This is a genomic window from Streptomyces sp. NPDC092369, assembly GCF_044755245.1.
Classification (GTDB): Bacteria; Actinomycetota; Actinomycetes; order Streptomycetales; family Streptomycetaceae; genus Streptomyces.
The window spans coordinates 1548412-1561567 of record NZ_JBIVQP010000001.1 but is presented as its reverse complement, the minus strand read 5'-3'; the positions used below and the strand labels follow the sequence as shown (position 1 = coordinate 1561567).

Sequence of the window (13156 nt, the reverse complement as noted above, 5' to 3'; positions counted from 1 at the left end):
ATGTGTGGGTTCGTCGGTGATGTTCGGCGGTGAGGTGCAAGGACTGGGGGCTTCACGACCGGGCACCCAGGAACGGCGGTTAGCGTGGAGCGGTGAGTGAGACGAAGACCCCCGCCCTTCAGTACCGCTTCGACGGCCCGGAAGACGCCCCGGTCCTCATCCTCGGTTCCTCCCTCGGTACTACATGGCACATGTGGGATCGCCAGGTCCCCGAGCTGGTCAAGCAGTGGCGCGTGTTCCGCTACGACCTGCCCGGACACGGCGGGGCGCCCGCCTACCCGGCGGGCTCGGTGTCGGATCTCGCGGCCCGGCTGCTGGCCACTCTCGACGCGCTCGGCGTGCAGCGCTTCGGCTACGCGGGCTGCGCGTTCGCAGGGGCGGTCGGCATGGAGCTGGCGCTGCGCCACCCGGAGCGGGTCGCCTCGCTCGCGCTGCTCGCGGCCTCGCCGCGCTTCGGCACGGCCGACGAGTTCCGGCAGCGGGGGGTGATCGTGCGCACGAACGGGCTCGACCCCATCGCTCGTACGTCCCCCGACCGCTGGTTCACCAGCGGGTTCGCCGCCGCGCAGCCCGCGATCACCGACTGGGCCGTGCAGATGGTGCGGACCACGGACCCGGGCTGCTACATCGCCGCCTGCGAGGCGCTCGCCGCGTTCGACGTACGGTCCGAGCTGTCGCGGATCGGCGTGCCGACCCTGGTCCTGGTCGGCTCGGACGACCAGGTCACCGGACCCGCCGAGGCCCGCACACTGGTGGCCGGGATACCGGACGCCCGGCTCGCCGTCGTCCCCGGTGCCTCCCACCTGGTTCCGGTCGAACAGCCCGCCGCGGTCACCGACCTCCTGGTCCGGCACTTCTCCACCGCCTGGCAGCCCGCCTTCGACTCGTCCACCGGCCAGATGGCCATCCCGCCGGTCCCGGTCAAGCCCGTCCTGAGCGCGCCGCCGCTGCAGGCCACGCCGATCGCCGAGATCGCCCCCGCCGTCGTACCGCCGCAGGCCGTGCCGATGGGCCGGCCCGATCCGTACGACGCCGGGATCAAGGTCCGCCGGGAGGTGCTCGGCGACGCGCATGTCGACCGGGCGCTGGCGCAGGCCGACGAGTTCTCCGGCGACTTCCAGGAGTTCATCACCCGGTACGCGTGGGGCGAGATCTGGGACCGGCCCGGCCTCGACCGGCGCTCCCGCAGCTGCGTCACCCTCACCGCCCTGGTCGCGGGCGGCCACCTGGACGAGCTGGCCTTCCACACCAGAGCCGCGCTGCGCAACGGTCTGACCCCCGTCGAGATCAAGGAGGTGCTCATGCAGGCGGCCGTCTACTGCGGAGTGCCCGCCGCGAACAGCGCCTTCAAGGTGGCGCAGCAGGTCATCCGGGAGGAGACGACCCCGACGGAGTGACGGGGCTGTGGCCACCACCGTAGGCACCGGCTCGGACGCGGCCTGACAGTGAAGCCGCCAGCCTCGACCGCCCACCCCCGCGCGCGAAGCGGCAGGATGGGAACCATGAAGCTCACGAAGAAGTCGCACGCGTGCGTACGTCTCGAAAAGGGCGGTCGGACGCTCGTCCTGGACCCCGGAGTGTTCACCGAGGAGGACGCCACCGCGGGCGCGGACGCGATCCTGGTCACGCACGAGCACCCCGACCACTTCGACGAGGGCAAGCTGCGCGCGGCCCTGGACGCCGACCCGGCCGTCGAGATCTGGACCCTCGCCTCCGTGGCGCAGCAGCTGTCGGCCGCGTTCCCCGGCCGTGTGCACACCGTCGGCCACGGCGACACCTTCACCGCCGCAGGCTTCGACATCCAGGTCCACGGCGAACTGCACGCGGTGATCCACCCGGACATCCCGCGCATCACCAACGTCGGCTACCTGGTCGACGGCGGCCAGGTCTTCCACCCCGGCGACGCCCTCACCGTCCCCGACCAGCAGGTCGAGACGCTGATGCTCCCCGTGATGGCGCCCTGGAACAAGATCTCCGAGGTCATCGAGTACGTCCGCGAGGTGAAGCCGCAGCGCGCCTACGACATTCACGACGCCCTCCTCACCGACCTGGCCCGCCCGATCTACGACGGTCAGATCGGCGCGCTCGGCGGCGCGGAGCATCTTCGGCTCGCGCCCGGGGCCTCCGCGGAGGTCTGAGACCGGGTTGTCAGACCCGCCCGGTAGGTTGTGAGGCATGCGTATCGCGACCTGGAACGTGAACTCGATCACCGCCCGCCTGCCGAGGCTGCTGGCCTGGTTGGAGAGCAGTGGCACGGATGTGCTGTGCCTCCAGGAGGCCAAGTTGGCCGAGGCGCAGTTCCCGTTCGAGCAACTGCGCGAGCTGGGGTACGAGGCGGCGGTCAACGCGACCGGCCGGTGGAACGGCGTGGCGGTGCTCTCCCGGGTGGGCCTGGAGGACGTGGTCAAGGGTCTGCCCGGTGGTCCCGAGTACGACGGCGCGGAGGAGCCGCGCGCCGTCTCGGCGACCTGCGGCGGGGTCCGTGTCTGGTCGGTGTACGTGCCGAACGGACGCGAGGTGGACCACCCGCACTACGCCTACAAGCTCCAGTGGTTCGAGGCCCTGAAGGCGGCCGTCGCGTCCGACGCCGCCGGCAGCCGCCCCTTCGCGATCCTGGGTGACTACAACGTGGCGCCGACGGACGACGACGTCTACGACGTGGCCGCCTTCGAGGGCCTCACCCACGTCACCGTCCCCGAGCGCGCCGCCCTCGCCGCCCTGCGCGAGGCCGGCCTCTCGGACGTCGTGCCGAGGCCCCTCAAGTACGACCACCCGTACACGTACTGGGACTACCGCCAGCTCGCCTTCCCCAAGAACCGGGGCATGCGCATCGACCTGGTGTACGGCAACGAGCCGTTCGCGAAGGCGGTCACCGACTCCTACGTCGACCGCGAGGAGCGCAAGGGCAAGGGCGCCTCGGACCACGCGCCCGTCGTGGTCGACCTGGATGTGCAGTAGTCGACCCGCAAGTGCGGTAGCGACAGCGGCCGGCGGACCCCCTCCGCTCGCTACAGGAGCGTTAGGTCCACCGCCCCCGCCAGCGCGGCCAGGCCCGTCTCTCCCGGATGCAGGTGGTCGCCGCCGTCGTACGCGGGCAGCAGCCGCGCAGGCTGCCCCGGGTCGCGCAGTGCCGTGTCGAAGTCGAGGACGCCGTCGAACACGTCGTTGGCCCGGATCCAGGCGTTGACGGCGACCCGCTGGGTGTCGACGGCGGCCGTGCACCGCGCCTCGCCCGCGCAGGGCAGGATCGTGGCCACCAGCATCCGCAGCCCCCGTTCGTGCCCGCGCTCCGCGATCTCCCGCAGTCCCGCGACCACTTGCGCGGCCGTCGCCTGCCAGCGGACGTCGTTGATGCCCTCGAAGACGATCACCGTCCGCACCGAGGTCTGGGCGAGGACGTCCCGGTCGAGCCGGTTGAGGGCGTCGACCCCGGTGGAGTCCGTGGAGATCCCCTCGCCGTGATAGATCTCGGCGACCACGCGGTTGCCGGAGATCCCCTGGTTCAGCACCCCGTACCGCGGCACCGCGCTCTGCGCGAGCAGCCGCGTGGCCAGCGCGTTGGGCCATCGCCGGTTGGAGTCCGTGGTGGACCCGGCGCCGTCGGTGATCGAGTCCCCGAGCAGCACCAGGGAGCCGGGCCCGCCGCTCACGTCCACACCGGTCAGCAGCGGCCAGGTGGTCAGGGTAGTGGTGTACGCCGTCGACGCGCTGTCCGCCGTGTGGTCGCCCGGAGTGCTCAGGTACGAGCGCTGCTTGGCGAGCCGGTGCTCGGCCACCGCCGCCACCGTGTCCGGGAGATGAAAACTCACCAGCAGGTTGGCGTCGGCGGGCACCTCGAAGCCGAGCGGATCGGTGAACGCCTGGGCCCCCGCCGGGACTTCGACGCCCGCCGCGCCTCCGAAGGACAGCGCGACCGGCACGTCGCGCGCGGTCGCCCCCGCCGACTGCACGGCCACCGTCGCGCTCCCGATCCGTACCGGCGCTGCCGCGAAGGTGTTGTCGAACCGCAGCCGCACCCGCGGCCCGCCCGCCGAGGTGTGCACCACGAGCCGCAGTGTCCGGTCGGTCCACGGACCCACCGCCGGATACCCGGACGTCGAGGCCGACCAACTCCCCGTCCAACCGGCGGACTTGGCCCGCACGGTCAGCGCGAACACATGCAGCCCTGCCGCGCTCGGCAGGCGCACCGAGACGACCTCGCGCCCCGGCGCGATCGGCACGGTGACGACGTACAGCCGTGCCTGCGTGGTGAGTTGGCCGGTGGGCGTGTTCACGTGGGGGAGCGTGACGGCCTTGGTGGCGAGGGGGCCGGTACGCCAGTCGGGGGCGGTCAGCCGGTACGCCGATGAGCTGCCGTCGGCGTACGAGACCGTGCCCGAGCCGCTCACCGCCGTCCCGCCCGTGGCCGTCACGAGGAAGGCGAGCGCGTCGCCGGTGCCGGTCAGGAGGACGGACTGGCCGGCGGCGCGTACGTTGTCCGGCTCGCCCGGCCTGCGGGCGGGCCAGGTGAGGTCGGCGCCCTGCACGGTGAGCGCGCGGCCGGGCGTCCAGCCCGCGCTCGTGAGGTCGGACGCCGACAGCGAGGCGCCCGAGCCGTCGAAGTCCGCCGAAGCCGGAAGGGTGTCGTCGCTGACGGCCGTGTTGTCGAAGAGCTGCTCCAGTGGGAGCGGCTCCTCGGCCCGAGCCGACGCCGAGTGGCCCGTGGCCTGTGCACTCGCGGGCCCGGCCACCGCGACCAGACCGAGCAGCACGACCGCGACGGCGGTGATTCTTCGTCCCTGCGACCGTCGGCGCACGCCCGGTCTCCCTTCACACAGTGATCAGTGACGTGCAGACGGTAAGGGGAGGTCACAGCGATGCGTGGGCGACACTCGCGGGCCGGTCGCCGCTCGGTGGCACACCCTCCTTCTTGCCGAATCCATGGCCCGCGCGCCTGTGGTGCCCGGGCGGTACCCGGTGCGAGGCTGAACGTATGAACATCCCTTTCCTGGGCAAGCGTCGCGAGGTCCCACCGGTGCATGACGCGGAGGGCGTCGGCGAACTCCTCTCCGAGTGCGAACTGCTCCGCTCACAGGCGTCCCAGGAGGGCGTGCGGCTCGACGACACCGTCGCCTCGCTGGAGGCGCTTGACCAACTGCTGCCGCGCTGGCGGGACGACGCGGAGACGCTGCCGTGGCTCGGCAACGACGCGGGCCTCTATCTGGGCACCGTCATCGTGCGCACGGTGGCCGGCGCGGCCTGGGAGATCCGGGAGGACGGCCAGCCCGTTGTCCGGCTCGAGTCCGGGCGCGAGTTCGACGTCGTCGAGTCCGGCCACGACTGGGCGGACACCGGAGTTCCGGAACTCTCCCAGCTGTACGCGGAGGTCGCCGAGGTGTGAACCTTTGACCCGTAGTTCGACGTAAATACGGCTAATGCCCGAAAAGTGCGTGTCGTGCGTTAACTCCTCTCCGGTGTGGATAGTTTGCGGCAACCACGACACAGCTGAGAGTGAGTAGGGCTGCGAATGGCCGTCGATCCGTTGATCGAACTGCGTGACGTCAACAAGTACTACGGGGAGCTGCATGTCCTGCAGGACATCAACCTCACCGTCGGCAAGGGGGAGGTGGTCGTGGTCATCGGCCCCTCGGGGTCGGGGAAGTCGACCCTGTGCAGGACGGTCAACCGCCTCGAGACCATCCAGTCCGGCACCATCCTGCTGGACGGGCGGCCCCTCCCCGAGGAGGGCAAGGCGCTCGCCAGGCTCCGCGCCGACGTCGGCATGGTCTTCCAGTCCTTCAACCTCTTCGCCCACAAGACGGTGCTGCAGAACGTCTCGCTGGCCCAGACGAAGGTGCGCCGCCGCAAGCGCGAGGACGCCGACCAACGCTCCCTCGACCTGCTCGACCGCGTCGGCCTCGCCTCCCAGGCGCCCAAGTACCCGGCCCAGCTCTCCGGTGGCCAGCAGCAGCGCGTGGCCATCGCCCGTGCTCTCGCCATGGAGCCCAAGGCGCTCCTGTTCGACGAGCCCACCTCCGCCCTCGACCCCGAGATGATCAACGAAGTGCTGGAGGTCATGCGGCAGTTGGCGCGCGACGGCATGACGATGGTCGTCGTCACCCATGAGATGGGCTTCGCCCGCTCCGCCGCCCACCGCGTCGTGTTCATGGCCGACGGCCGGGTCGTGGAGGACCGCACCCCCGAGGAGTTCTTCACCGATCCGCGCAGCGAGCGCGCGAGGGACTTCCTGTCAAAGATCCTCAAGCACTGAGCGGGGGAGCGCGATCCATGTTCCGTACCACACGTGTGCGCACGGCCCTCGCCGTGTCCGCGGCGCTGCTCGCGGCGGCCTGCGGCAAGGAGGGCAGTCCGCCCAGCAAGGGGCCGGCGGCCGACAGGCTCCCCGACTACCGGGTGGCGCAGGGCTTCGAGCTGAGCTCGTCAAAGACCTGGAAGCGGGCCGAGAAGCGCGGCCACTTCGTCGTCGGCGCCAAGGAGGACCAGCCCTACCTCGGCGAGAAGGACCCGGCGACCGGCACCTACTCCGGCTTCGACATCGAGATCGCCAAGATGATGTCGGCCTCCCTCGGCCTCGCCCCGAAGTCGGTCCGCTTCAGGACGATCGCCTCCGCCAACCGTGAAACCGCCCTGCAGAACGGCCAGATCGACTACTACGTCGGCACCTACACCATCAACGACAACCGCAGGAGGCTCGTCGGCTTCGCCGGTCCCTACTACATGGCCGGTCAGTCCCTCCTGGTCCGCACCGACGAGCACGACATCCACGGCCCCCAGGACCTCGACGGCAAGCGCGTCTGCTCGGCGGCCGGTTCGACGCCGTACCAGCGCATCAAGGACGACTACCCCAAGGCCGAACTCGTCGCCTACGACACCTACTCGGTCTGCGTCGACAACCTGCTGACCTACCAGGTCGACGCGGTCACCACCGACGACGCCATCCTCATCGGCTACGCGGCGAAGGTGCCCGACGAACTCAAGGTCGTCGGCAGGCCGTTCTCGAAGGAGCCGTACGGCATCGGCGTCCCGCACTCCGACAACGCCCTGCGCCTCGCCCTCGACGACGCCCTTGAGGCCCGTGAGAAGAACGGCGACTGGACGAAGGCGTACGAGGCCACGCTCGGCCTGTCCGGCGTCCCCGCGCCGACCCCGCCCGCGATCGACCGCTACCAGGCCGGCTCATGAACGTACTCACAGACAACTTCTCCACCTACGGCGACGGCTTCCTCGGCACGGTCGAACTCACCGTGTACTCCTCGGTGTTGGCGCTGGTTCTCGGTTTCGTCATGGCGTCCTTCCGGGTCGCGCCCGTCGGGTCCTTCCGGGTCTTCGGCACCGCGTGGGTGACCGTCCTGCGCAACACCCCGCTCACCCTGCTGTTCTTCGCGGTGCTGCTCGGCCTGCCGCGCTTCGGACTCGTGCTGCCCTTCCAGGTGTTCGCGATCCTCGCGCTCGGCTGCTACACCTCGGCGTTCATCTGCGAGGCGCTGCGCTCCGGCATCAACACCGTGCCCAAGGGGCAGGGAGAGGCGGCCCGCAGCCTCGGCATGACCTTCGGGCAGACGCTCGGCCTGGTGGTGCTGCCGCAGGCGTTCCGCGCGGTGATCCCGCCGGTCGGCTCCACGCTCATCGCGCTGGCCAAGAACTCCGCGATCGCCGGCGCGTTCAGCGTCACCGAACTGCTCGGCACGTACAGGACGCTCAGCGAGCTCGGCTACAACATCGTCTGGACCTTCGTCTGGATCGCCGTCGGCTACCTGATCATCACCCTCGCCATCAGTGCCCTGTTCAACGTGCTGGAGCGGAAGTGGGGTATCGCCCGATGACCGAAGCCTCCGCCCTCTACGACATCCCGGGCCCCAGGACCCGCGGGCGGCACTTCGCCTACGGTGTCCTGTCCACCGTCGTGATCCTCGGCCTGCTGGGCTGGATCCTCTATCTCCTGTTCGACACCGGCCAGTTCACGTACGCGAAGTGGATGCCCTTCGAGTACAAGGGAATTCAGGAACTCCTGCTGCGGGGTCTGGGCAACACGCTGAAGGCCTTCGCGATCGCGGGCGCCCTGTCGCTGGCGCTCGGCGGACTGCTCGCGGCGGGGCGGCTGTCGGACCACCGTCCGGTGCGCTGGCTGGCCACCGTGCTCGTGGAGTTCTTCCGGGCCATGCCCGTCCTGGTCATGATCTTCTTCGTCTTCGTGGCACTGAAGGTGCAGCCGCTGCCCGCGCTGGTCGCCGGACTCACCCTCTACAACGGCTCGGTGCTCGCCGAGGTCTTCCGCTCGGGCATCGGCAGCGTCGAACGCGGCCAGCGGGAGGCCGCGTTCGCGCTCGGGATGCGCAAGTCCCAGGTCATGACCCATGTGTTGGTGCCACAGGCGGTGCGCGCGATGCTGCCCGCCATCATCAGCCAGTTGGTGGTGGCCCTGAAGGACACCTCCCTCGGTTACCTCATCACCTACGAGGAGTTCCTCCATGCCGGCAAGCTCATCGCCTCCAACCTGGACTACGATTTGCCGTTCATCCCCGTGGTGCTGGTGATCTCGCCGATCTACATCGGGATGTGCATGCTGCTCTCCTGGTTCGCGGGATGGGTGTCCCGGCGGGAGCAGCGCAGTCCCAAGACCGAGGCCGTGGACGTCGCCGCGGTCGCGCCCGGAACGCTGCTGCCGGGTGGGGATCCCCCCACGGCCCCTGGACCGTAAGGGGGCAGCAGTCACAGAGCCATACCCGCCCGGCGTCGGCCGGAGATCACTGCTCGCGCAGCGGAATCGACACGTACGACGGGTCGTCCGCCGGTGAGGAGAAGGTCAGCCGCGCGCCGGACGGGTTGTGCTCGATGTAGAGCGGGTCGACCGTGTCGACGACCAGGGCCAGCCGGTGCCCTGCCGGAACGTCGTAGGCCGTGGAGTACAGCTCCAGGTCGACGCCGAACGGCTCGCCGGGTGTCAGCCCGTGGAAGGTGTACGGCGCGTTGCTGACCAGCTTGCCGAGGCCGAGCGGCCCCACGTCGTACAGGTAGGCGACGAGGGTGCCGCTCTCCTCGGTCGGAGTGACGGTGGTGTGCACCTTCGCGGTGCCGCGCACCTGTTGGGCGGTGGCGTACTTCTCCGACTGCCACACGGCGGCCCAGCGGCGGGGGAGCAGGGGGATCGAGGCGACCGGGGGCAGGTGGGCCACCTGGTCGAGGAGGCTGGACAGCAGGACGATCCCGCCGTCCGCACCCGAGTCGACGTTGGTGTGGATCGTGGTCGTGCCCGCGAGGGCGATCTTCCGCTCGGTCGCGGCGACCGACTTCCAGTCCGGGTAGCCCTCGTAGCCGCCGGTGGAACGGGACTTGAGCCGTACCGGCTGCTCGCGGTCGACGCCGTTGTCGGTGCCCTTGAGGTAGTGGTCGAACCAGCGCTCGGTGTCGCTCCACACGTCGTTGGGCAGACCGAACAGCCCGGGCAGTTCGGCGGTGGCGTGGTCGCCGGGGCGCAGCTCCAGCCGCTTGGGGCCGGTGAGCTTCTCGTAGAAGTCCACGTACGAGTTGGGCGGGAAGATCGTGTCGCCCCACGCGTTGGCCATCATGACCGCCGTGCCGTTCTTGTTGAATTGATCCAGGTATGTGGCGGCCGAACGTTTCTTCCCCCAGTTGATGATGTCCTGTTCCCGGGTCAGGTCGGAGGCGTAGAAGTCGTCGAAGATCGACCGGATCTCGGGGCTCTGGCGGCCGGTGACCAGGCTCGCGCCGTCCAGCAGGGCGGCGGCCTGGACGTGCTGGGTTCGGCCGGAGTAGATCGAGCCGATCAGGTCGGACCAGCCGCTGAGCGAGGCAACCGCCTTGACCCGCTTGTCCTTTGCCGCGGCGAGCAGGCTGATGCCGGCGCCGTAGGAGACGCCCGCCATGCCGATGTGCTGCGCGTCGGACGGGGTGTTGGCCAGTGCCCAGTCGATGACCTTGGACGCGTCGGCCGTGTCGGACGGGCCCGCCACGTCGATCTCGCCGCCCGACTGCCAGAAGCCGCGGACGTTGTAACTGACCACGACATAGCCGGAGTTCGCGAGCTGCTGGGCCTGGGCGAGGTACTCGACCTGGGGCAGGCCCCAGCTGGTGGGCAGCACCAGCAGCGGGTAGCGGTGCGTGCCGTCGGCGCCGGTGGGCGTGATGACGTTCGCCTTCAGGACGGTACCGCCGTCACCGCTGATGTCCACGAAACGGATGGCGTCCGCCGCCTGGGCGGTGGGGGTGAGCCCGAGGGCGCTTGTGGCGGCCAGAGTCGCGGAGACTGCGCCCACGGCGGTCGTACGCAGGGCCTTGCGGGGGAGACCCACGGGTCACTCCTCACTCGTGTCAGTGGAAAGTGACCCGACGGTAACCGCGGCTGCTTACCGCAAGTAACCCGTCGGTAAGTTACGTGCGAGTAACGATTGTTGAAATGTGCGCGAACTCAGGAGGCGCGGTGGGAGTTGGGCGTAGGAGTGGGCGTCGGCAGAGGGGCCTGGGCCGCCCGGGTCACGTCCGCGACCAGCTCGGCCACATCGGGGCCGTACGCCTGCGAGTTGACCACCTTCAGCAGGAGGACGAACGTGTTGTTGCCGTACTTGCGGGCCAGCCGTTCGTGGTTGCGGGCGAGATAGCGGGTGGCGGCCTGGTTGGTGATCGCGGTCTGGCCGCTGAACAGGAACACGGGTCTGGTCATGCCGGGCTGTCCGGCCGTGAGCCGGGCCAGCAGTACGTGCTCGGACACGCCCTTCTCCATGCGGTAGCGCTCGCTGCCGATCTGGAACGCCAGCTTGTCCGGGCCGGGTTCCGGCGCGATGTTCACCCGCACCCCGGGCAGCATCGCCTGCATGTGGGCGGCCATGCGCCGGTTCGACCCCGGGCCGCCGACGCAGAACTCCGTCCGCTCGCCGAACCCCTGCCGGGCCACGTCCTGGGTGATGACCTCGGCGTGTGCCCCGCAGTCCTTGATGAGCGCCGACAGCTCCAGCAGGGCGAACACGTCGTAGCGGTGCACCGACAGGTCGGGGCTGCCGGCGTCCCGGTTCACGACGAGCAGCGACTCGGAGTTGTCGGGCAGCCCGAAGAAGGCCTGTTTGCGGCGGAGCTTGCGCTTCCACAGGTAGGTACGGGCCACCCAGCCGAGCGCGGCACTGATGCCCGCCGCGAGCACGCCCAGGACGATGTTGCGCACGTCGTCATTCATGGGCGCGCATGTTAGCGGCCCTGGGCAAACCCGTGTTCGAGCCATCGTGTCAACCATGCTTCCGCGCGCTCCTGACGTGGCCATGGTGATGGCATAGGCTGCCCGGACGGCCTTTTACTGGAGGTACGGATGCGTCGCCCTGTCGCACGGAAACTGTCGGTCCTGGCGGTCTCGGCCGCCGTGGTGTCGGTGGGGGCGGCAGCGCCGCCCGCCGCCCAGGACACCACCGCTCGGAAGGTCCCGGTGGCCGTCGGCTACGGCGGCGCGGTCTCCAGCGTCGACGCCGACGCCTCGGCCGCCGGCATCGAGGTCCTGAGGAAGGGCGGCAACGCGGTCGACGCGGCCGTCGCCACGGCCGCCGCCCTCGGCGTCACCGAGCCCTACTCCTCCGGCATCGGCGGAGGCGGCTACTTCGTCTACTACGACGCCAAGTCACGTACCGTGCGCACGATCGACGGCCGCGAGACCGCGCCGCTGACCGCCGACTCCGGGCTCTTCCTGGAGAACGGCAAGCCGCTCGCCTTCGCCGACGCCGTCAGCAGCGGCCTGAGCGTCGGCACGCCGGGCACGCCCGCCACCTGGCAGACGGCGCTCGACAAGTGGGGCAGCAGGAGACTCGGCACGGTGCTCAAGCCCGCCGAGCGGATCGCCCGCGACGGCTTCACCGTGGACGACACGTTCCGCACGCAGACCGCGTCCAACGAGACGCGGTTCCGCTACTTCCCGGACACCGCGAAGCTCTTCCTGCCGGGTGGACAGCTCCCCGTCGTCGGATCCACCTTCAAGAACCCCGAACTCGCCCGCACCTACGAGGAGTTGGGCAAGAAGGGGGTAGGGGCGATCTACCGCGGCGACCTCGGCGAGGACATCCTCGACACGGTCAACAACCCGCCGGTGGACCCGGGTTCCGGCTGGAACGCCCGCGCGGGCAAGCTCTCCGCCAAGGACCTCGCGGCCTACCGCGCCAAGCTCCAGGCGCCCACGGAGACCTCGTACCGCGGTCTCGGCGTCTACTCCATCGCGCCCTCCTCCTCCGGCGGCACGACCGTCGGTGAGGCGCTCAACATCCTGGAGAAGACGGAACTTTCGAAGGCGAGCGAGGTCCAGTACCTGCACCACTTCATCGAGTCGACCCGGATCGCGTTCGCGGACCGCGGGCGCTGGGTCGGCGACCCCGCCTTCGAGGACGTACCCACGAAGGAACTGCTGTCGCAGAAGTACGCCGACTCGCGCGCGTGCCTGATCAAGGACGACGCGGTGCTCACCAGCCCGCTTGCGCCCGGCGATCCGCGTCACCCGGCGGCCTGCGGGGCGGGTGGCACGGCGGCGCCGACGACGTACGAGGGCGAGAACACCACGCACCTCACGGTGGCCGACAAGTGGGGGAACGTCGTCTCCTACACGCTCACCATCGAGCAGACCGGCGGCAGCGGGATCACGGTCCCCGGGCGCGGGTTCCTGCTCAACAACGAGCTGACCGACTTCTCCTTCGCCCCGGCCAACCCGGCCGTGCACGACCCGAACCTGCCGGGACCGGGCAAGCGTCCGCGCTCGTCGATCTCGCCGACGATCGTCCTCGACAAGCACAACAAGCCGGTGGTGGCGCTCGGGTCGCCGGGCGGCGCGACCATCATCACGACCGTGCTGCAGACGCTGACCGAGTTCCTCGACCGCGGGCTGCCGCTCGTCGACGCCATCGCCGCGCCGCGCGCCAGCGAGCGCAACGCGGCCAAGACCGAACTCGAACCCGGCCTCTACAACAGCGACTTGAGGACCAAGCTGGAAGCCATCGGCCACTCCTTCTCGCTCAACCCCGAGATCGGAGCCGCGACGGGCGTGCAGCGACTGCCGAACGGGAAGTGGCTGGCGGCCGCGGAGACGGTACGGCGGGGTGGCGGCTCGGCGATGGTGGTGCACCCCGCGCCGTAACTCTCACACTTCGGGGACGGGCGGCCCCTCAGCCTCCTCCGT

General features: G+C 70.1%; 12 protein-coding genes. 9 read left to right on the top strand and 3 right to left on the bottom strand.

From position 1 onward, the window contains the following. Positions 1 to 92 precede the first annotated feature (92 nt). The 3 genes from pcaC to ACIQI8_RS06870 all read left to right on the top strand — a co-directional run bounded on the left by pcaC (position 93) and on the right by ACIQI8_RS06870 (position 2958). Positions 93 to 1397, top strand: a complete 1305-nt coding sequence (gene pcaC / locus ACIQI8_RS06880) for a 4-carboxymuconolactone decarboxylase (RefSeq protein ID WP_402345643.1) — start codon at positions 93 to 95, stop codon at positions 1395 to 1397. Between the two features lie 105 nt (positions 1398 to 1502). After that, positions 1503 to 2138 (top strand): MBL fold metallo-hydrolase, encoded by a 636-nt coding sequence (locus ACIQI8_RS06875; protein ID WP_402345641.1) that lies wholly within the window; start codon positions 1503 to 1505, stop codon positions 2136 to 2138. A 37-nt stretch (positions 2139 to 2175) separates the two neighbouring features. Next, the gene (locus ACIQI8_RS06870; RefSeq protein WP_402345639.1) at positions 2176 to 2958 is read left to right on the top strand and encodes an exodeoxyribonuclease III; all 783 of its coding nucleotides are present in this window, start codon (positions 2176 to 2178) and stop codon (positions 2956 to 2958) included. Positions 2959 to 3008: 50 nt separating this feature from the next. On the opposite strand, the gene ACIQI8_RS06865 is transcribed toward ACIQI8_RS06870, so the two are convergent. After that, positions 3009 to 4796: a GDSL-type esterase/lipase family protein gene (locus ACIQI8_RS06865; RefSeq protein WP_402345638.1), complete on the bottom strand. Its 1788-nt coding sequence runs from the start codon at positions 4794 to 4796 to the stop codon at positions 3009 to 3011. 176 nt (positions 4797 to 4972) lie between these two features. On the opposite strand from ACIQI8_RS06865, the gene ACIQI8_RS06860 reads away from it, so the two are divergent. The 5 genes from ACIQI8_RS06860 (at position 4973) to ACIQI8_RS06840 (ending at position 8698) form a co-directional block, all read left to right on the top strand. Then, positions 4973 to 5380 carry a DUF6278 family protein gene (locus tag ACIQI8_RS06860; RefSeq protein WP_402345636.1) on the top strand — a complete coding sequence of 136 codons (408 nt, stop codon included), beginning with the start codon at positions 4973 to 4975 and terminating at the stop codon, positions 5378 to 5380. A 126-nt stretch (positions 5381 to 5506) separates the two neighbouring features. Then, the gene (locus ACIQI8_RS06855; protein WP_402345634.1) at positions 5507 to 6250 is read left to right on the top strand and encodes an amino acid ABC transporter ATP-binding protein; all 744 of its coding nucleotides are present in this window, start codon (positions 5507 to 5509) and stop codon (positions 6248 to 6250) included. A 17-nt stretch (positions 6251 to 6267) separates the two neighbouring features. After that, on the top strand, positions 6268 to 7182 hold the full coding sequence (locus ACIQI8_RS06850) for a glutamate ABC transporter substrate-binding protein (RefSeq protein WP_402345632.1): 915 nt from the start codon (positions 6268 to 6270) through the stop codon (positions 7180 to 7182). After that, entirely contained in the window at positions 7179 to 7823 is a 645-nt protein-coding gene (locus ACIQI8_RS06845; protein WP_402345630.1) for an amino acid ABC transporter permease, read from the top strand. Before ACIQI8_RS06850 ends, ACIQI8_RS06845 begins: the two co-directional genes overlap by 4 nt. Beyond that, positions 7820 to 8698, top strand: coding sequence for an amino acid ABC transporter permease (locus tag ACIQI8_RS06840; RefSeq protein ID WP_402345629.1), 879 nt, complete (start codon positions 7820 to 7822; stop codon positions 8696 to 8698). The genes ACIQI8_RS06845 and ACIQI8_RS06840 overlap by 4 nt, the downstream gene beginning before the upstream one ends. Positions 8699 to 8744: 46 nt before the next feature. Here the strand turns inward: ACIQI8_RS06840 and ACIQI8_RS06835 are convergent, their stop codons facing one another. Both ACIQI8_RS06835 and ACIQI8_RS06830 read right to left on the bottom strand, forming a co-directional pair. Continuing rightward, a complete protein-coding gene (locus tag ACIQI8_RS06835; RefSeq protein WP_402345628.1) occupies positions 8745 to 10310 on the bottom strand; it encodes an alpha/beta fold hydrolase in 1566 nt (521 codons plus the stop codon). Positions 10311 to 10426: 116 nt separating this feature from the next. Next, a complete protein-coding gene (locus ACIQI8_RS06830; RefSeq protein WP_402345626.1) occupies positions 10427 to 11185 on the bottom strand; it encodes a hypothetical protein in 759 nt (252 codons plus the stop codon). 129 nt (positions 11186 to 11314) lie between these two features. Here ACIQI8_RS06830 and ggt point away from each other — a divergent pair, with 129 nt between their 5' ends. After that, positions 11315 to 13114 (top strand): gamma-glutamyltransferase, encoded by a 1800-nt coding sequence (gene ggt, locus ACIQI8_RS06825; RefSeq protein ID WP_402345624.1) that lies wholly within the window; start codon positions 11315 to 11317, stop codon positions 13112 to 13114. The last annotated feature ends 42 nt before the right edge of the window (positions 13115 to 13156 follow it).

What these genes read in the sequence shown, in the direction of transcription:
- ACIQI8_RS06830 (WP_402345626.1), bottom strand. Translation starts at nt 11,185, where the DNA reads ATGAATGACGACGTGCGCAACATCGTCCTGGGCGTGCTCGCGGCGGGC.
- ACIQI8_RS06845 (WP_402345630.1), top strand. Translation starts at nt 7,179, where the DNA reads ATGAACGTACTCACAGACAACTTCTCCACCTACGGCGACGGCTTCCTC.
- ACIQI8_RS06850 (WP_402345632.1), top strand. Translation starts at nt 6,268, where the DNA reads ATGTTCCGTACCACACGTGTGCGCACGGCCCTCGCCGTGTCCGCGGCG.
- ACIQI8_RS06875 (WP_402345641.1), top strand. Translation starts at nt 1,503, where the DNA reads ATGAAGCTCACGAAGAAGTCGCACGCGTGCGTACGTCTCGAAAAGGGC.
- ACIQI8_RS06855 (WP_402345634.1), top strand. Translation starts at nt 5,507, where the DNA reads ATGGCCGTCGATCCGTTGATCGAACTGCGTGACGTCAACAAGTACTAC.
- ggt (WP_402345624.1), top strand. Translation starts at nt 11,315, where the DNA reads ATGCGTCGCCCTGTCGCACGGAAACTGTCGGTCCTGGCGGTCTCGGCC.
- ACIQI8_RS06840 (WP_402345629.1), top strand. Translation starts at nt 7,820, where the DNA reads ATGACCGAAGCCTCCGCCCTCTACGACATCCCGGGCCCCAGGACCCGC.
- ACIQI8_RS06870 (WP_402345639.1), top strand. Translation starts at nt 2,176, where the DNA reads ATGCGTATCGCGACCTGGAACGTGAACTCGATCACCGCCCGCCTGCCG.
- ACIQI8_RS06860 (WP_402345636.1), top strand. Translation starts at nt 4,973, where the DNA reads ATGAACATCCCTTTCCTGGGCAAGCGTCGCGAGGTCCCACCGGTGCAT.